This window comes from Aurantimonas manganoxydans SI85-9A1 (assembly GCF_000153465.1).
Lineage (GTDB): Bacteria > Pseudomonadota > Alphaproteobacteria > Rhizobiales > Rhizobiaceae > Aurantimonas > Aurantimonas manganoxydans.
Genome location: NZ_CH672387.1, coordinates 3,053,237 through 3,071,068, shown reverse-complemented (window position 1 = coordinate 3,071,068; position 17,832 = coordinate 3,053,237). Strand labels below are relative to the sequence as shown.

The window sequence follows — 17,832 nt, the reverse complement described above, 5'->3', positions numbered from 1 at the left end:
GCGATCGTTGCGGTCGGCGGGGTGCTGTTTCTGCTGGTCGGCCTTTCGCTGATCGTTATGCTGGCGCTCGATCTTGCGCTCTGCCGCTTCTGGCGTCGCGGACAGGCCTGAGCGCAGGCGGCAGAGATCACCGGTCCGGCGTCGCGGGGCCGGTGATGACTAGAGGACGACCCGCGTTACTCCGCTGCGGTGCGTGCCAGCATGACCGGCGCGTCCTTGCGGGCGCGGCGCGAGTGCCGGCGGGTGGTGCGCAGACGGTTGACGAAGGCGGCGATGAAGATCGCCGTCAGCACCAGCACGATTGTCGCCGCCGGTGCGCTGTCGAGGAAGAAGCTGAGATAGGTGCCGATCAGCATCGCCGACACGCAGACCGCGACCGAGACGACCAGCATCCGGCCGAAGCTGCGCACCAGAAGGAAGGCGATCGCGCCCGGCGTGACCAGCAGCGCCACGGCGAGGATCAGCCCGACCGAGGTCAGCGTCGCGACGATGGTCAAGGACAGGCTGGCGAGCAATCCGTAATGCAGGAGGCCGGTGTTGAGCCCCGAAGCCTGGGCCTGCGCCGGATCGAAGGCATGGAGGAGCAGGTCCTTCCATTTCAGCAGCAACAGGCCCGAGACGACCAGCGCGATGATGCCCGAGGTCAGGAGGTCCTGGCCGCCGATCCCCAGCATGTTGCCGAACAGGACGTGGTCGAGATGCTCGTTGGTGTGGATCGAGGTGTAGAGGATGATGCCGACCCCGAACATGCCGGAGAAGACCACGCCCATCACCGTGTCCTGCTTCACCCGGCTGTTGTGCGACAGATAGCCGGTGAGCAGCGCGCAGGTCATGCCGGCGACGAAGGCGCCGACGATCAGCGGGATGTTGAGCACCCAGGCAAGGACGACGCCCGGCAGCGTGGCGTGGCTGACGGCATCGCCCATCAGCGCCCAGCCCTTGAGCACGAGGAAGCAGGAGAGGAGGGCGGTCGGCGGCCCGACCATCAGGACGATCCAGAAGGCGTTCTGCATGAACGGGAACTGGAACGGCAGGAGAAGCTGCTCGAGGCTCATGCTGCTTCCTCTCGGATGGTGTCCGGCCGCGGCGTGGCAAGCGCGGCGGCGGCCTTGCGCCGGGCGGCGATCAGCCCGTGCTTGGGCGCGAAGACGAAGGCGACGAGGAAGATCACCGTCTGCAGTGTGACGATCACCCCGCCTGTCGCCCCGTCGAGGAAGTAGCTGAGATAGGCGCCGACGAAGCTGGTGACCGCACCGATGGCCACGGACAGGCCGATCAGCCGCGGAAACCGGTCCGACAGGAGATAGGCGGTGGCGCCGGGCGTCACCACCATGGCGATGACGAGGAAGGCGCCGACGGTCACCATCGCGGCGACGATCGCTGCCGAAAGCAGCATGAAGAACATCACCTTCAGAAGGTCCGGCCGCAGGCCGATCGAGCGCGCATGGTTCTCGTCGAAGAAGGTGACCATCAGGTCCTTCCATTTGGCGAGCAGCACGACGAGGCAGACGAGGCCTATGATCGCCAGTTGCAGCGTATCCTGGGGCGTGATGGCGAGGATGTTGCCCATGACGATGGTCTGGATCGACACCGAGACCGGGCTGATCGACACCATGAACAGGCCGAGCCCGAAGAAGGAGGTGAAGATGATGCCGATGATGACGTCGATCTTCAGTCCCGAGCGTCCCGACAGGAACAGCATGGCGCCGGCCGCCAGCCCGCCGGCGATGAAGGCGCCGAGGGAAAAGGGCAGGCCGAGCATGAAGGCGCCGGCAACGCCCGGCACGACCGAATGGCTGAGCGCGTCGCCGATCAGCGACCAGCCCTTCAGCATCAAATAGGCCGACAGGAAGGCGCAGACGCCGCCGACGAGGGCCGAGACCCACATGGCGTTGGTCATGTAGCTGTACTGGAACGGCTCGAGCAGCGTGGTGATCATCGCCGCTCCCCGTCCTGGGGGGCCTTGCCGGACATCTTGGCCGGTGCGGCGGTGGCACGCGGTTCGCCGTAATGGACGAAGGCGCGCTCGTCGTCGGTGATGATCGAGAGTTCGCGCGGATCGTCGTCGTCGTGCAGCGCGGCGCCGGCCAGCGTCACATGGCGCAGCACGCCGCCGAAGGCGCGCTCCAGATTGCGCCGGGTGAAGATCGCCGCGGTCGGCCCGTAGGCCAGCACCGTGCCCTTCACCAGGACGACCCGGTCGCAGAACTCCGGCACCGAGCCGAGATTGTGGGTGGAGACCAGCATCACCCGGCCTTCGGCCTTCAACTCGCGCAAGAGGGCGACAATCTGTTCCTCGGTCTTCACGTCGACGCCGGTGAAGGGCTCGTCGAGCAGGATCACCTGGCCGTCCTGCGCCAGGGCCCGTGCGAGGAAGACCCGCTTGCGCTGGCCGCCGGAGAGCTCGCCGATCTGGCGAAGCCGCAGATCCTGCATGCCGACGCGCGAGAGCGCCTGGTCGACGGCGGCGCGATCGGCCGCGCCGGGGCGGCGCAGGAAGCCCATATGGCCGTAGCGGCCCATCATCACCACGTCCTCGACGAGGACGGGGAACGCCCAGTCCACCTCTTCCGACTGCGGCACATAGGCGACGAGGTTCTCGCGCAGCGCCTGCTTCACCGAACGGCCGAGCAGGGTGATCTCGCCGCGCGCGGCCGGCACGAAGCCCATGATCGCCTTGAACAGGGTGGACTTGCCGGCGCCGTTGACGCCGACCAGCGCGGTGATCGTGCCGCGCGGGATCTGGAAGGTCGCGTCGTGCAGCGCGGTATGGCCGTTGCGATAGGTCACGGTCACGTTGTGCGCCGAGATGCCGTCGCCGGTCGCAGTTCTGCCGGCGGGCCGGTCGTCCGCTACGTCAGACGTCTCGCGCGTGATGGTCATGTGGTGCCTGTCAGATCCCTTGGCTGCTCGGATGGGGAAGCCGTCGCGCGAAGGTCGCCGCGGCTTGCCACCGTAGATGGAGAGGCGGTTACCGGCTGTCCACTGCCAGGCCGTCGGCAATCGTCTCGGCGTCAGTCCGCAGGAGGTCGAGATAGGTTGGCACCGGCCCGCCCGGCTCGGACAGCGAATCCACGTAAAGGACGCCGCCGAAGGTCGAGCCGGTCTCGCGCGCCACCTGTTCGGCCGGCGCGGAACTGACGGTGCTCTCGCAGAACACGGCGGGAATGTCGTTCTCGCGCACCGCGTCGATCACCTTGCGCACCTGCTGCGGCGTGCCGGTCTGGTCGGCGTTGATCGGCCACAGATACAGCTCCCTCATGCCGAAGTCGCGGGCGAGGTAGCTGAACGCGCCCTCGCAGGTGACCAGCCAGCGCCGGTCTTCCGGGATGGCGGCGATCCGGTCGCGCAGCGGCGCGATCGTCGCCGTGATCTGCTGCTTGTAGCGCTCGGCATTCGCCCGGTAGGCGTCGGCATGGTCCGGGTCGTGGGTGGCGAGGGCGTCGCTGATGTTGTCGACATAGACCATCGCGTTCTCCAGTCCCATCCAGGCATGCGGATTGGCCAGGCCCTCGTAATCGCCCTCGGCGATGGAGATCGGGGCGATGCCGTCGCTCAGGGTGGCCGAGGGCATGTCGCCGAGATTGGCGACGAACTGCTCGAACCAGCGCTCCAGATTAAGGCCGTTCCACAGGATCAGGTCGGCGCCGCTGGCCCGCACGATGTCCTGCGGTGTCGGCTGGTAGCCGTGGATCTCGGCGCCGGGCTTGGTGATGGACACCACATCCGCATGCTCGCCGGCCACGTTCTGCGCGATATCGGACAGGATCGTGAAGGTCGTCACGACCTTGAGCCGCTCCTGCGCGGCCGCGCCCGTCGCCAGGAGCGCTGCGGCGAAGGTGGCGAGGATTGTCGTTCGAACGAACGGCATGGGGTCTCCAATCTCTGTCGGTCGATGCACGCTGCCTGCCATTTCCGACTTTTGCAAGTGCAAATCGTTTGCAACTGGGTTCCGTGAGGAGCGCGCTGGCGCCCGCGAGATGTAGGCGTCCAAGCCCTCGCGAACACCGCCCTCTGCATCTGGCCGTCATCCTCACCATCGCCGCCCGACGCCTCTTCGCTGGACGGCCTCGCGTCAGCTTTCGTCGGCACGTTCGACCGGGGCGATCGCAAGGAATTACAAGCTGGCCATGATCATTAAGATTTGATTAGAACTTGAGCGAATGGTTAACGGGCGGGAAATGGCATGGCTGTGAGTGAACTCGTTGTACGGACACGGGCGGACAGCGATGCGCTGCGCCGGCAGGCGGTCGAGGTCGAGGATGCCGTCTGGGGCCCGCTGGGTTTCCTGAACCATACACGGGCCCATCGCGAACATTACGACAGGCTGCTGGAAGACCATGCCGACCTGCAACTCTGCCTCGTCGACGAGGCGACCGGACGTCCGGTTGCGCTGGCCAATTGCGTGCCGGTGGCGTTCGCGGGCGATCTCTCCGAACTCCCGGCGGAAGGCTGGGACTGGCTGGTCGAGACCGGCGGGACCGGCCGCCGCAGCCAGGCCAATGTTCTGGGCGCGCTGGCCATCTCGGTGCCGGTCGCCGAGCGCGGCAAGGGCTATGCCTTCCGGATGATCGGCGAGCTGCACCGGATCGCCGAGGTCAATGGCTTCGAGCGGATGATTGCGCCGGTGCGCCCTTCCGCCAAGACCGTGCATCCGCATGCGACCATGACCGACTACATCGGCTGGCAGGATGAGCGCGGCCGTTGCTTCGATCCCTGGCTGCGCAGCCATCTCGCGCAAGGCGGCCGGGTGGTTCACCCCTGCGAACGCTCCATGGTCGTCAGGGAGCATATCGCCTTCTGGGAAACCTGGGCGGGGCGGCGGTTCGAGACCTCGGGCGACTATACGCTGGCCGGCGGATTGGTGCCGGTCGCCATCGACGTCGAACGCCAGTGTGGCACCTATTCGGAACCCAATGTCTGGGTGGCTTACACGCACTGACCCTTCGGATGGCCGACGTAAGCCGTCAGCGCCGGGGCACTGTCTCCGTCGGCTGACGCCGGCGTTTGCGGAAACGACAGGGCCGCGAGCGTCTCGGCACTCATGCCGGGCTCGCGGATCGTGCGCCACAGCCACAGGGCGCGGGCGATGCGGCCATTGCCCATGGTGAAGGGGCGCAGCAACCGGAAGAGCTGCACTGCTTCGTCGGCCGAGGCCAGACCGGAGCGGGTGAGGGCGAGGAGGTCGGCGAGAGCGTCCGGCAGGGTTGGCACATCGCCGTGCTGATCGGCGATGTCGGGCGGGACCGGCGCCTCCCGCAGCGTGGCGCCGGGCGCCAGATAGGCGGCGAGAATCTCGAGATTCGCGACCCGGGGCTCGTTGGCTGCGAGGAATCCCCGATGTGCGGCGATGACGGCCTCGCTCGGCTGTTGCGTCTCGCCACTGCGCCGGAGGCTGTCAGCCACCAGTGAAGGGACCCAGCTTCCGAACGCCGCGGCGGCCATGTCAAGCGGCATGGGCAGGTCCATCCTTTGTGGGGTCGGCGGCTCCTCGGGCGAGGAATGTGCCGGATGGGAATCAGCCTAACCCACCATTCCTTCAGCTATTCTTAGCGCTTCGCCCCTAAGCCAAAGGGGAAAGCGAGATTGAGATGCGTGACATCCCGAAGAAAAATGAGGCTCGCCCCCGGCCCAATCTGCGTCGCCTCGCGCAGGTCGTCGGCGGCACCGTGGCCGTGGCCAGCGCCCTGTTGATCTGTGTCATCGTGTATACCGGCATCAAGGCGAACCGCACCGAGGTCCAGGCCGAAAGGGCCCGGATCGAGAATGCGCTGAACCAGAGCGTCGCGCGGACCCTCGACCAGCAGAAGAGCGTCGCCTGGTGGGACGATGCCGTCCGATTGATCGTCGATACGCCCGATCCCGGTTTCATCGACAGCAATTTCGGTATCTTCCTGACCGAGACCTACGGACACGACGAGGTCTACATCGTCAATTCCCAGAACGAGCCGGTCTACGCCTATCGCGACCAGGGGCGGCAGGAGCCCGATGCCTTCGAGACCCGGCGGCAGGAAGTGCTGCAGGTGCTGACGGCGACGCGCACCGGCGGCAATGCCGGTCTGGCGGAGCGCGACGACTTCTTCTCCGAGCGCCAGAAGCACTACGAGGTGCTGAAGAAGGTGCTGGGCGTCGCGTCCTGGCAAGGCGCGATCCTGACCGTCGACGAAAAACCGGCCATCGTGACCGCCATCACGATCGTCCCGAATGTCGACATGACGCTGCTGCGCCAGCCGCCTTACGTCCTCCTGAGCGTGGACTGGATCGACGCCGACTTCCTGAAGCAGCTCAGCCAGTTCCTGTTGATCCCGGACATCACCTTCACGGCCGGTCAGAACACCGGCGCTGCGACCATATCCGAGGCCTTCGTCACAGACGACAATCTCTCCACCGGGTATCTGAACTGGACCACGAAGCGACCGGGACAGCCGCTCCTGACGATCGTTCTGCCGCTGGTTGCCGTTGCGGTGATCGGCCTCAGCCTTTTGTGCGCCGTCATGCTGCGCCGGCTGATCCGGGCCTCGAACGAACTGTCGGCCCGCGAAGCCGCCGCCCGCTACGAGGCCGCCCACGATTCCCTGTCCAAGCTGCCCAACCGGCCGGCTTTCGTCCTTGCCGCCAACCAGGCACTCAACGGTCTTCAGGAGCGGGGCCGGGGCGGCAGTCTGACCATCGGCTATCTCGACGTCGACCGCTTCAAGGACATCAACGATACGCTCGGCCATCATATCGGCGACGGGCTGATCAAGGCGTTCGGGGAGCGGCTGCGCCAGCATCTGGGGCCGCACGATTTTCTCGCCCGCTTCGGTGGCGACGAATTTGCGATCTTCCGGTCGCGCAGGGGTGTCAGCTTCGCCAAGCCGCTGGCCTCGCTGGTCGTCGAGGCGTTCGAGCAGCCCCTGCTGATCGAAGGTCACGAGATCACGGTCACCGCGTCGCTGGGCCTGGCCCAGTTCCCGGAGCACGGGACCTCCATCGAGGATCTGATGCGCCATGCCGACATTGCGCTCTACGAGGCCAAGCGGCTCGGCCGCGGCCATGCCGCCTGGTTCACGACCCAGATGGCGGCGAGCCTGCGCCAGAAGCGCGAGATCGAGATGGATCTTCTCGAGGCGCTGAACGGCGAACAGTTCGACCTCCATTACCAGCCGATCATTTCGGCCCGCTCCAACCGGATCGTCGCCGCGGAAGCACTCCTGCGCTGGAACCATCCGGTCAAGGGCATGATCAGCCCCAGCGTCTTCATTCCGATCGCCGAAGAGATCGGGCTGATGTCCAAGCTCGGCGACTGGGTGCTGAAACGCGCCATGACCTCGGCTGCACTCTGGCCGGACATCGAAGTCACGATCAACCTGTCGCCGGCCCAGTTCTACCAGAGCGATCTGGAAATCCGGCTGCGGGAACTGATCGCGGAGACCGGCGTCTCCCCGACGATGGTCACGCTGGAAATCACCGAAGGGCTGCTGCTCGAACCCTCGCCCCGCATCATGGCGACGCTGCAGGCGATCCGGGATCTGGGGTTCCAGATCGCGCTGGACGATTTCGGCACCGGATTTTCCAGCCTGAGCTATCTGGTGGAGTACCGTTTCGACAAGCTGAAGATCGACCGCAGCTTCGTCAGCGCGATTTCCCAGGCGGGGTCGGCTCAGACCGTCGTGCAGGCGGTCATCCGCCTCGGTCATGCGCTCGGTATGGAAGTGGTCGCCGAGGGCGTGGAAACCGTGACGGACAGTGTCACCATGCGCTTCTGGGGCAGCGATCACCTGCAGGGCTACTTCTTCTCGCGGCCGCTGCCGGCCGACGAGCTCATCGCCTTCATCGGCTCGTACAATTCCTCCAGCGTGGCGCTGCAGTTCGACGAGGCGAGCAATCTGCTTCAATCGAACGGCAACGTCGGCTAAAGGCTGGTCGGTAGAAGCGACGCCTGCGCGATGGAAAGCGCCAGCGCTTGCCATGGCAGGATCGACGAGCCGGGGGGAACAGCGTGACGCCAGACAGTGACGGGCCGGCCGGAAACGCCAGCTACAGCTGGTCGGACTTCGACCCCGAATACTATTTCAATCACTATTACGGCGAGCCGCACGCCGACGACGAGGTGGTCATCCGGTCCGCCTGCGCCGCCTTCAAGCGCGCCGAGCCCTTGGGCGAAAAGCTCGACATCGTCGATGTCGGCACCGGGCCGAACCTCTTCCCGCTCATGTGCGCGGCGCCGCGGGCGGCGCGGATCACCGCCTGGGAATATGCCGAAAGCAATGTCGGCTGGCTGCAGGCCGAACTCGCGACGACCACCCTGCGCCCGCAATGGCAGCACTTCTGGCAGGTCGCGCAGGCCGCCTGTGAGCCGGAACTGTCATTGCCCGAGGATCCGCTGCCGATGCTGCGCGCGGCCGCCGAGGTCCGGCGCGGGTCGGTCTATGATCTGCCGGAGCGCACATGGGACGCGGCCACGATGTTTTTCTGCGCCGAGTCCATCACCGAAAAGCGCAGCGAATTCGATCTGGCCTGCCACCGCTTCGCCCGCTGCGTGAAGCCGGGCGGCAGCCTGATCGCGGCGTTCCTCGTCGGCTCGTCGGGCTATGCCGTGGCCGGCCGGCCGTTTCCAGTGCTCAATGTCTCGGAGGCCGACATTCTCGACGTCTTCGCGCCCCTGGCAACGAACATCCGGACCGAGCGGATCGGCATCGTTGAGGCGGAGATCCGCAGCGGCTATTCGGGCATGCTGTTCCTGACCGCCCGCGCCGTCTGACGGCCGCCGACCGGCTCACATCATCGACAGGGCGATCAGGATCGCCAGAGCCCAGCCGATGGCCATGGCGGCGCCACCCCAGGCGAGGATGGCGCGACGCGTCATCGTCCCGGGGTTCGGGAGACGGCCGAGTTCGCGCAGATGATCGAAGGGCATGAAGGACTGTCGTCAGGCGGCGGGAATCAAAGTTACGGACCGCCGCCAAGAAAGACGCATCCGCGTTTTCGTTCCGCCCGACAAACATCGGCGGCCAGTCCAAAGCTGTTGGTCGGCGTCCTCCTGCCAGTCCCGGTCAGCCCGGCGCCCATGGCCACCGCCAGGGCAATCTCGGCCAGTCGCCCGGCCGGGATTGATGACGAGGCGGAGCCTCAGTTCTTGGCGAGCCCCAGGCCCTCGAGAACCGATTTTGCCGTTGTCGTGAATTCCGCCGCGAAGGCGTCGAATTCGCCGGGTTCGTCCCAGACCGGCGTGATGCCCCGTTCCTTCAGCGCCGACTGGACCTCGGGACGGGCGTTGGCACGCGCTGCCGCCTGATAGAGGACCTCGCGCTCCTCGGCGTCGATCCCCTTGGGAGCGACCAGCGCAAACCAGTTGGCATAGGACCAGTCCTTGCCGATCGCCTCCTTGACGGTCGGCGCATCCGGGAAGGTCTCGGAACGCTCGTCCAGCATCACCGCGAGGGTGCGCACCCGGCCGGCCTCGATGAGGCTCAACGCCTCGACCGGCGAGCCGGTGAACATCGTGATGCCGCCGGACATCACCTCCATCAGGGCCGGTGCGCCGCCCTGGCTCGGCACCCATTTCAGCTTCTGCGGGTCGATGTCGGCTGCCGCGAGAAGCCCGCCCGCGGCCACATGCCAGGACCCGCCGACGCCCGTTCCCGAGGACGAGTAGGTTCCGGCCGGCTCGGCTTGGATCGCCGCGATCAGTTGCTCCAGCGTCTCGAAGGGCGAGTCCGCCGCCACGGTGACGCCGGCCGGAATGATCGCCAGGCGCGAGAACAGGTCGAGATCGTCGAGCGAGATGTCGGCCGTCCCGAGGGTGCGGTAGAGGCCGATCTCCGGGCTGGCGGCGCCGAGCGTGTAGCCATCGGCCTCGGCATTGATGATGGCCGAGTGGCCGGTGATGCCGCCGCCGCCGGTGCGGTTGATGACGTTGACCGGCACGCCGAGCTCTTCCTGGAAACCCGCGGCGAAGGTGCGCACCACGGCGTCGGTGCCGCCGCCGGCGGCCCAGGGCACGATGATCGAGATCGGCCGATCGGGAAAGGCGTGTGCCGGCCCCGTGACGGCAAGAAGGCCGGCGATCAGGCCGACCGCGGCGTTGACGAGCAATTTCATGATGTCCTCCCAGACGGATCGCGCCGGGTCCCCCATGGCGTCCGGCGAACAGTCAGTCTGGATGACCTTTCAGGTCGACGGAAGCGCGTCAGGGTTGTTTCGAGCGTGAACGGAAGGGCGCGGCAGGCTCCGGGGCGAGCCGCGACAGGCTGAACCCACCGAGCCTTGCCGGCAGCGCTGCGGTCAGGCGCCGACGATGCGGTTGCGTCCGGCGCGCTTGGCGCCATAGAGCGCTGCGTCTGCGGCCGCGATCATCGCGGTGCTGTCGATCCCCTTTGCCGTCCCCGCGACGCCGCCACTGAACGTCGCCCGGAACGAGGCATCGTCCCCGGCATGGCCGATCTGCGAGAACCGCACGCGGATCCGGTCGAGCACGGTTTGCGCAGCCGCCACCGGCGTGTCGAGCAGCAGCAGGCCGAATTCCTCGCCGCCATAGCGGGCCACCACGTCGGTGCGCCGCAATCCGCCGACGAGACATTGCGACAGGGCCTGGATCACCCGGTCGCCGGTCTGGTGGCCATGGGTGTCGTTGACCTGCTTGAAATGGTCGATGTCGATCAGCGCTACGGTGAGCGGTGCGCCGGTGCGCCGCGAGCGCTCCAGTTCCAGCGTCACCCGCTCCTTGAACCGGGCGTGGTTCAACAGGCCGGTCAGGCTGTCGCGCTCCATGATCTGGCGCAGCGCCAGCGCCCGCTCGGCCCGCATCCGCACGGTGGCCGCGAGATGGGCGAGGTCCACCGGCTTGCGGATGAAATCGTCGCCGCCGATCTGGCGGGCCTGCGTCTGGGCGGCGATATCGCGCTCGGCCGACAGGAAGACGATCGGCAGGGGCAGGGTTTGGCGCGACTGGCGGATGATCTGCGCCAGTTCGAGGCCGCTGGCACCCGGCATGTGCATGTCGAGCAGAACGAGATCAGGCGTGACCTCGGCGATGTGCCGCAACGCGTCGGCGGGATCGGTGACCACGCGTGCGTCCATGCCGGCCGCTTCCAGCGCCAGCGCGTAGCTTTCGGCAATCAGTTCATCGTCGTCGACGATGAGGATCGACAAGCGTTGCTGGCGGTCGCCGCTGGTCTCGAAATCCGACAGCCACGCGCCGAGTTCGACCGTGTCGACGGGCGTGGCGATGATCGCTTCGACGCCGGCCCGCGCGACGGCGAGCCGCCGGGCGAAGGACGGCGTTGCATCGGCCAGTACCACCCGCACCTGGTTCTTCAGAACGCGGCTCCGCGCCAGATCGGGATCGTAACTGCCGCAGACGACGGCTGCGAGGCAGCCGTCGGGCACGCCGGAGCGGCCGTCCACCGCTTCATAGCCGAGGCCGGACAAGGCCCGCAGCAGGCCGGGAATATGGCCGTCATCGGCAAAGGCACAGACGATCTGGCGCGCCGGGCCTTCATCCTGCCTGCGCATGGCGCTGTCGAGTTCGGAAACGGCGAGGGGGGCTGCCTGGGCGGTCATGCGCCATCTCCTTCTGCCGGTTCGCTGGCTACGAGCCCGTCTGCGGTAAGATTGTCGCGGATGGCCGCGACGACACCGCGAATGCGCGCGGCGAGTGCCGCGTCATCGGGGTCGGCGGCGATGAAGTCTTCCAGCTCGGCGGCGCTTTTCGAGATGACTGCAAAGCCGAAGGTCCCGCCCGCACCGGCCAGCGAATGGGCGATGCGGCGCACTTCCTCGCGATCGGCGGGCGCGCCGCCGTCCGCGAGCCGTCCGGCCAGCGCGTCGAGCATCGCGACATGCGTGGCGGCGCGCGCGGCGAATTGTTCGCGCAGGCGCATCAGCCTAGCCTCGATGGCGGCGGTGTCGGGCTGCGGCGCGGTCATGCGGCGCCGACAACGAATTCGACGCCGATGTCGCGGCCGATCTGCCAGCGCGTGGTGACCCGGCGGGTCATTCCGGTTCCTACGATGGCGAGGTCGAATTCCGCCGGCACGGCGAAATAGCTGCCGACCCGGAGCCGGGCGCCCGACGCGGTCAGGTCGCGGACATTGCAGTCGATGATGGTGCTCTGGCCATTGATCAGGATCTTGGCCTGTCGCAGCACGCGCTGGCGTCGCTCCTTGCGGCGCTCCGTCGCTTGGGTGATCGGCGTCTGGCCCGCCTGCGCTTCAGCCCGTGCGGCAGGTGCAATTGCCCCGTCGCCGACAGTCGTCGTGGCTGAGAAGGCCGTTACGGTCGCGGCTTCGCCGCTGGTCGCGGGGCGCGCTGCGGCGATCAGGCCGTCCCCCCTGGTGCCGGTGTCCGGGTGCAGCGCGACGCCGATCTGCGGCGCGAGGTGGACCTGCGCCCGGTCGAGGGTGAAGCCCCGGGTCAGCGCCTGGCGCAGGCGCTGGACCATGGTGTCCACATCCGTCAGGGCCGCCGGCCGGTCGACGATGACGACGAAGCCGTCCTCGCCGAGATGACCGGCGATGTCGCCGGCGGACAGATGGTTGCGCAATTCGGCGGCGAAGGCGTTCGACAGCCGCTGGCCGGCCATGTAGCCGAGCTCGGCGCGCACGGTGGCGAGTTCGCCGATGTCGATGACGATGACCGCGAAGCGCCGGGCCGCGCCGGGTGCGGTGAAGTCGGCCAGCCGCGCCTGCATGAAGCGCTGGTCGTAGAGGCCGGTGGTGGCGTTGAATTCCAGCCGTTCCTGCAGCGCTTCGGTCCGGGCCCGGGCGCCCCGGGCGGCCTCGTGACGGTCGACCGCGCCGCGCACGGCGCCGACCAGTTCGGTGACCTTCAGATCCCGCTTCGAAACATAGTCGCTGAAGCCGCTGCGGAAGGCCTTGACCGCGGTCCGCTCGCTGCCGCCGCCGGTCAGCATGACGATGGGAGGCGGGTCCGACAGCATGGCATTGACGCGCTCGGCAACAGACAGGCCGTTGTTCTGTCCGAGGTCGTAATCCATGAGGATGCAGTCGAACGGCTCCTGGCCGAGGGTCTCGAACAGCGCGGTCTCCGATTCCAGACAGGTCACCCGCATTCCGCCCTGCAGGGCCAGAAGATTGGAGACATAGTCGAGAAAGAGCGGGTCATCGTCTACGACGGCGAGGCCGATATCGCGGTCCATATGCAATCCGTCCGTTTGCCTGGACCCGGAATATGTCCAAGGATGGGTGTGGGGCCGGATAATGTGGGATCGGCGTTAAGGATGAATTGATAGCGCTTTGAATCCAGTTGGTTACGAATAAGAGCAGTTGCACTGCCACCCCGCTCTTCGACATCGGGGCGCTTTCGTGCCATTGCGGGCAGGGCGCCGTCCGCAGCCCTCGCGAGGGGCCGGGCATGCGCCGTACCGGAGACTGTCAGGACAGGAAGATATCCATGGCGACCCATCGCATTCTCCATGTCGACGACGAGGCTGACATACGGGAAATCGCCGTGATGTGTCTCGAACTGGAGCCGAGTTTCGAGGTTCGCGGCGCGAGCTCGGGCGCCGAAGCCCTGGCGGTGGCCAGCGAATGGGTGCCCGATCTCGTTCTGCTCGACGTGATGATGCCGGGCATGGACGGTCCAGAGACATTGCGACGCCTGCGCGAAGACGCGCGCACCGCCGAGGTGCCCGTGGTCTTCATGACCGCCCGCACGCAATCGGCCGATGTCGAGCGCTTTCTGGGTCTCGGTGCCCTCGGCGTGATCCCCAAGCCGTTCGATCCGATGGCCCTGGCCGGCGAGGCCCGCAGCTACCTGGACCGCTGACCGGTCTGCCGGAACACGGCCGATCGTGCCGACGGGCGGGGTAGGGAACTGCCGACTTGTCGCAGGGCGCAATCTCGTCGCGTCAGCTTAAGCTATTCTCAAAGGAAAGACGGAATGCTCGCCTAGCATTGCCCGGTCGACACTTGCCGTCCGGTGCGCGGGGATACTGTCATGACCGGCCTGCACCGTCTTACCCAGCTCTATCCGATCCGTTTGGCGATCGTGATCATTCTCTATGGCCTGGCGGGCTGGCTGGGGCTGCTCCTCGCCGTGCCGCCGGGCTACGCGACGGTCCTGTGGCCCGCCTCGGGTATCGCCGTGGCGGCGCTGCTGCTCTACGGATCCGGCCTCTGGCCGGGCGTGCTGCTCGGCTCGCTGATCGTCAATCTGAGCGCCGGGCATGCGGCCGCGCCGGACGGGATCGCTGCGACCGGCATTGCCGTCGCGGTTGCGATTGCCGTCGGTTCGACCATCCAGGCGCTGGTCGCGGCCGGTCTCGTGCGCCGGGTCTTCGGCGTGCCGGTCAATCTGTCGAGCCGCCGCGATCTGGTCCTCTTCACGCTGTGCGCCGGGCCGCTGCCGTGCCTCGTCGCCGCCTCGATCGGCGTCGCCTCTCTCTATCTCGCCGGCCTTGCTAGCCAGGAGGCGCTGGCCCGCAACTGGTTTACATGGTGGTTCGGCGATGTCGCCGGCGTGCTGATCGTGCTGCCCCTTGCGCTGGTCGCGCCCTGGCGGAACTGGAGCCTGCGCTGGTCGGGCCAGCCGGTCACACGTTTCACCGCCCCGTCGCTGCTGGCGCTGATCGTTCCACTTGCTCTGACCCTCTACGCCTGGAAGATGACGACGGAGATTTCCGAGCAGAAGAACCAGGCGTCCTTCGCGGTGCTGGCGGAGGACAGTCTTCAGGCGCTGTTGCACCGCATCTCTTCCTACAAGCAGAGTCTCGACGGCGGTTCGGGCCTGTTCCTGGCCTCTTCATCGACAACGGCACCGGAGTGGGAGACCTTCGTCGAAGCCCTGAACATCGAGGAGAACCTGCCGGGCATCAACGGCATCGGCTTCATCCAGCCGGTCGCCCCGGGCGGTTTGCAGAGCTTCCTCGACCAGGCGTTCCGCGACGGGGTGGGGCCGATGCAGGTGCATCCCGACACGCCGGCACCGGCACAGTTCGTCATCAAATATATCGAACCGCGCGATCGCAACCTGAAGGCCCTCGGCCTCAACATCGCCTTCGAAACCAATCGCTACGAGGCCGCGGTGCGTGCGCGCGACACCGGCGAAGCGGTGATCACCCGCCGGATCTTTCTGGTGCAGGACACGACCAAGAGCGCCGGCTTCCTGCTGTTGCGCCCGCTCTATGCCAATGGCCGGCCGCTGCGCAGCATCACCGAACGGCGCAGCGCGTTCCGCGGCTGGGTCTATGCGCCCTTCATGGCGTCGCTGTTCATGGACAATCTCACAGCAAGCCAGGGCGTCGGGGTCGACCTCAGTGTCTATGACGGCAAGATGGCGGATCCCGAACAGCTGATCTATTCCAGCAAGGCGGCCGCGGCCGAGGACCATGATCCGGCCTACCGGGTGAAGAAGGTGCTGCCGGTCATGGGGCAGCAATGGACGGTGTTCTGGCAGAGCACGCCCGAGTTCGAGGAGGGCGTTGCCAGCAACGAGCCGACGCTGATCCTGGTCGGCGGCATGCTGCTGACGGTGCTGTTCGGCGCGCTGCTGTACTCCCACGCCCGCCGCGAGGAATCGATCCGCAACACCGTCGAGCTGAAGACCCACGCCATCGCCGCGCGCGAACGCGAGAACCGCGCGATCGTCGACACCGCCGTGGTCGGCTTCATCGTCCTCGACTGCGCCGGCCATATCCTGTCGGTCAACCGCGCCGTGGAGGCGATCTTCGGTCACACCGCCGACGAGATCCGCAACCGGCACGTGGAGACCATCCTCAGCTACGACGCCATCACCGCCGTCACGCTCGCCACGGCGGTCGGCGAGGGCGAGCCCGCGTCGGATTCGCCGGTGGTGATCAGGACGCGCAGCAAGGCCGGCAAGCCTCTGTATCTCGATGTGCAGCGCAACGACTGGTCGACGGAATCCGGCGATCTGCGTCATACGCTGATCATCCGGGACGTGACGGCGCAGCGCCTGGCGGTCGAGGCGCTGGAAGCCAATGAGCGCCGCTGGAACCACGCGCTCGAAGGGGCCGGCATCGGCGTCTTCGACATCGACTTTCGCCGCGGGCAGTCCTTCGTCTCCGACACCTGGAAGCAGATGCTGGGCTTCTCGCCCTCCGACGACATCGAGCCGCGGGCCGAATGGCTGGCCCGCATCCATCCCGAGGATCTTCCGGCCCTCAAGGCGGTCGAAGACGCCTATTACGACACCGCGACATTCCGGTCTGAGGCGGAATACCGGATCCGCCGCAAGGACAATGTGTGGATCTGGCTGCGTTCGGATTCCATTGTCATCGAGCGCGACAAGGCCGGCCAGCCGATGCGGGTGATCGGTACGCAATCGGAGATCACCGAGCTGAAAACCGCCGAGGCGGCCCTGCGCTCCAGCGAGGAGCGGGTCCGGCTGGCCCTGCGCGACGCGCCGGTGGGCATGGCCATGCTCGATCTGAACGGCGGCTGGATCAGGGTCAACCAGGCGCTCTGTGCCTTCCTGGGCTACAGCGAGGACGAGCTTCTGCAGCGCGATCTGGCCGCCGTGACCCATCCTGACGACGTCGGGATCGACCGCGAGCAGATGGCGCAGATGATCGCCCAGACGCTGCCGACCTACCAGGTCGAGAAACGCTTCCTGCATCGCGACGGCCGTGCGCTCTGGTGCCTGTTCAGCGTGTCGCTTGTGCATGATCACGACGGCCAGGCCTATCTCGTCTCCCACGTCCAGGACATCAACGACCGCAAGGAGATGGACCGTCTGAAGAACGAGTTCGTCGCCACGGTCAGCCATGAGCTGCGCACGCCATTGACCTCGATCCGCGGCTCGCTCGGCCTGATCCAGGGCGTGATGGCCAAGGACGTTCCGCCGGCGGCGACGCGTCTCCTGACCATCGCGGTCGCCAATTGCGAGCGCCTGGTCGCCCTGATCAACGACATTCTCGATCTGGAGAAGATCACCGCCGGAATGATGGCGTTCGAGACCGTCCTCGTCGATCCGAACGCGGCGGTCAGCCAAGCGATCGAAGCCAATCAGCCCTATTTCGCGCGCTTCGGCGTCTCCGTCGCGTTCAACGCGACCGGCAAGGGGGAGGCGTGGATCCCGGTCGATCCGGCCCGCTTCCAGCAGGTTCTGGCGAATCTCCTATCCAACGCCGCGAAATTCTCGCCGCAAGGGGGAATCATCGACGTGGCGATCGAGCCGATCGACGGCGCGATCCGGATCTCGGTCACGGACCATGGCACCGGCATCCCCGCCGAGTTCCAGTCGCGCATCTTCGACCGCTTCACCCAGGCCGATTCCTCGGCCACCCGCGAGAAGGGCGGGACCGGGCTCGGCCTGCACATCACGCGCCAGATCATCGAAACGATGGGCGGGACGATCGACTTTGCCAATGTCCCGGGGGCGGGCGCGCGGTTCTGGATCGACATGCCGTGCCAGCCCGCCGAGTCTGCGGCCTTGCCGCCCGGCCCGCCGGAGGCGGAAGCCGCGTATGACGGGCCGCGCGGCCTGCCGGTCGGCCTGCATCTTGAGGACGACGGCGACTTCGTCGAGATCCTGTCGGCGATGCTGCGCAACAAGGTGGAGCTCGTCAGCGCCGGCAGCCTCGCCGAGGCGCGGAAGGCGCTGAGGGACCGGCATTTCGACTTCGCGGTGCTCGACCTGACGCTGCCCGACGGCCACGGACTGGCGTTTCTCGACGAACTAACCAGCCCTGACGGCGCGCGGGTGCCGACCCTGGTCCTGTCGGCCGCCGACGTGATCATCGACGACGACCGCGTCGCCGAGATCCTGGTGAAGTCCCGGGTGACCGAAACCCGCATCGTCGCGTCGATCCTGTCGCTGGCCAGCGGCGGGAACGAGGCCCCCGAGCCGAGAAGGCTCCGGGCCTAG

General features: G+C 67.0%; 15 protein-coding genes. 5 read left to right on the top strand and 10 right to left on the bottom strand.

The genetic code is table 11. The annotated features are described in order from the left end of the window. Window positions 1-176: 176 nt before the first annotated feature. The 4 genes from SI859A1_RS14490 to SI859A1_RS14475 form a co-directional block, all read right to left on the bottom strand. Window positions 177-1,055, bottom strand: a complete 879-nt coding sequence (locus SI859A1_RS14490) for a metal ABC transporter permease (RefSeq protein WP_009210471.1) — start codon at window positions 1,053-1,055, stop codon at window positions 177-179. Beyond that, window positions 1,052-1,939: a metal ABC transporter permease gene (locus tag SI859A1_RS14485; RefSeq protein ID WP_009210470.1), complete on the bottom strand. Its 888-nt coding sequence runs from the start codon at window positions 1,937-1,939 to the stop codon at window positions 1,052-1,054. The genes SI859A1_RS14490 and SI859A1_RS14485 overlap by 4 nt, the downstream gene beginning before the upstream one ends. Continuing rightward, window positions 1,936-2,883: a manganese/iron ABC transporter ATP-binding protein gene (locus tag SI859A1_RS14480; protein ID WP_009210469.1), complete on the bottom strand. Its 948-nt coding sequence runs from the start codon at window positions 2,881-2,883 to the stop codon at window positions 1,936-1,938. Before SI859A1_RS14480 ends, SI859A1_RS14485 begins: the two co-directional genes overlap by 4 nt. An 88-nt stretch (window positions 2,884-2,971) precedes the next feature. Continuing rightward, entirely contained in the window at window positions 2,972-3,871 is a 900-nt protein-coding gene (locus tag SI859A1_RS14475) for a metal ABC transporter substrate-binding protein (RefSeq protein WP_009210468.1), read from the bottom strand. Window positions 3,872-4,186: 315 nt separating this feature from the next. Between SI859A1_RS14475 and SI859A1_RS14470 the strand changes: the two genes are divergently transcribed. After that, window positions 4,187-4,942, top strand: a complete 756-nt coding sequence (locus tag SI859A1_RS14470) for a hypothetical protein (protein WP_009210467.1) — start codon at window positions 4,187-4,189, stop codon at window positions 4,940-4,942. Here the strand turns inward: SI859A1_RS14470 and SI859A1_RS14465 are convergent. After that, window positions 4,930-5,457 carry a hypothetical protein gene (locus tag SI859A1_RS14465; protein WP_161600138.1) on the bottom strand — a complete coding sequence of 176 codons (528 nt, stop codon included), beginning with the start codon at window positions 5,455-5,457 and terminating at the stop codon, window positions 4,930-4,932. The genes SI859A1_RS14470 and SI859A1_RS14465 overlap by 13 nt on opposite strands. Window positions 5,458-5,591: 134 nt before the next feature. Here SI859A1_RS14465 and SI859A1_RS20430 point away from each other — a divergent pair, with 134 nt between their 5' ends. Next, a complete protein-coding gene (locus SI859A1_RS20430; protein ID WP_050767550.1) occupies window positions 5,592-7,898 on the top strand; it encodes a bifunctional diguanylate cyclase/phosphodiesterase in 2,307 nt (768 codons plus the stop codon). Window positions 7,899-7,981: 83 nt separating this feature from the next. Continuing rightward, window positions 7,982-8,743, top strand: coding sequence for a class I SAM-dependent methyltransferase (locus SI859A1_RS14455; protein WP_148233859.1), 762 nt, complete (start codon window positions 7,982-7,984; stop codon window positions 8,741-8,743). A gap of 15 nt (window positions 8,744-8,758) precedes the next feature. Here the strand turns inward: SI859A1_RS14455 and SI859A1_RS21670 are convergent, their stop codons facing one another. From SI859A1_RS21670 to SI859A1_RS14435, 5 genes are all read right to left on the bottom strand, one after another. Further along, window positions 8,759-8,899, bottom strand: coding sequence for a hypothetical protein (locus SI859A1_RS21670; protein ID WP_154653372.1), 141 nt, complete (start codon window positions 8,897-8,899; stop codon window positions 8,759-8,761). A 212-nt stretch (window positions 8,900-9,111) separates the two neighbouring features. Next, a complete protein-coding gene (locus tag SI859A1_RS14450; RefSeq protein ID WP_040325859.1) occupies window positions 9,112-10,083 on the bottom strand; it encodes a tripartite tricarboxylate transporter substrate binding protein in 972 nt (323 codons plus the stop codon). Between the two features lie 183 nt (window positions 10,084-10,266). Beyond that, the gene (locus SI859A1_RS14445) at window positions 10,267-11,544 is read right to left on the bottom strand and encodes a GGDEF domain-containing protein (RefSeq protein ID WP_050767549.1); all 1,278 of its coding nucleotides are present in this window, start codon (window positions 11,542-11,544) and stop codon (window positions 10,267-10,269) included. Continuing rightward, complete coding sequence (locus SI859A1_RS14440) at window positions 11,541-11,909, bottom strand: Hpt domain-containing protein (RefSeq protein WP_050767548.1); 369 nt, start codon at window positions 11,907-11,909, stop codon at window positions 11,541-11,543. Before SI859A1_RS14440 ends, SI859A1_RS14445 begins: the two co-directional genes overlap by 4 nt. Next, window positions 11,906-13,141 (bottom strand): GGDEF domain-containing response regulator, encoded by a 1,236-nt coding sequence (locus tag SI859A1_RS14435; RefSeq protein WP_040325858.1) that lies wholly within the window; start codon window positions 13,139-13,141, stop codon window positions 11,906-11,908. The genes SI859A1_RS14440 and SI859A1_RS14435 overlap by 4 nt, the downstream gene beginning before the upstream one ends. A gap of 254 nt (window positions 13,142-13,395) precedes the next feature. Here SI859A1_RS14435 and SI859A1_RS14430 point away from each other — a divergent pair, with 254 nt between their 5' ends. After that, a complete protein-coding gene (locus SI859A1_RS14430; RefSeq protein WP_009210461.1) occupies window positions 13,396-13,770 on the top strand; it encodes a response regulator in 375 nt (124 codons plus the stop codon). Window positions 13,771-13,941: 171 nt separating this feature from the next. Next, window positions 13,942-17,832 (top strand): PAS domain S-box protein, encoded by a 3,891-nt coding sequence (locus tag SI859A1_RS20425; protein WP_050767547.1) that lies wholly within the window; start codon window positions 13,942-13,944, stop codon window positions 17,830-17,832.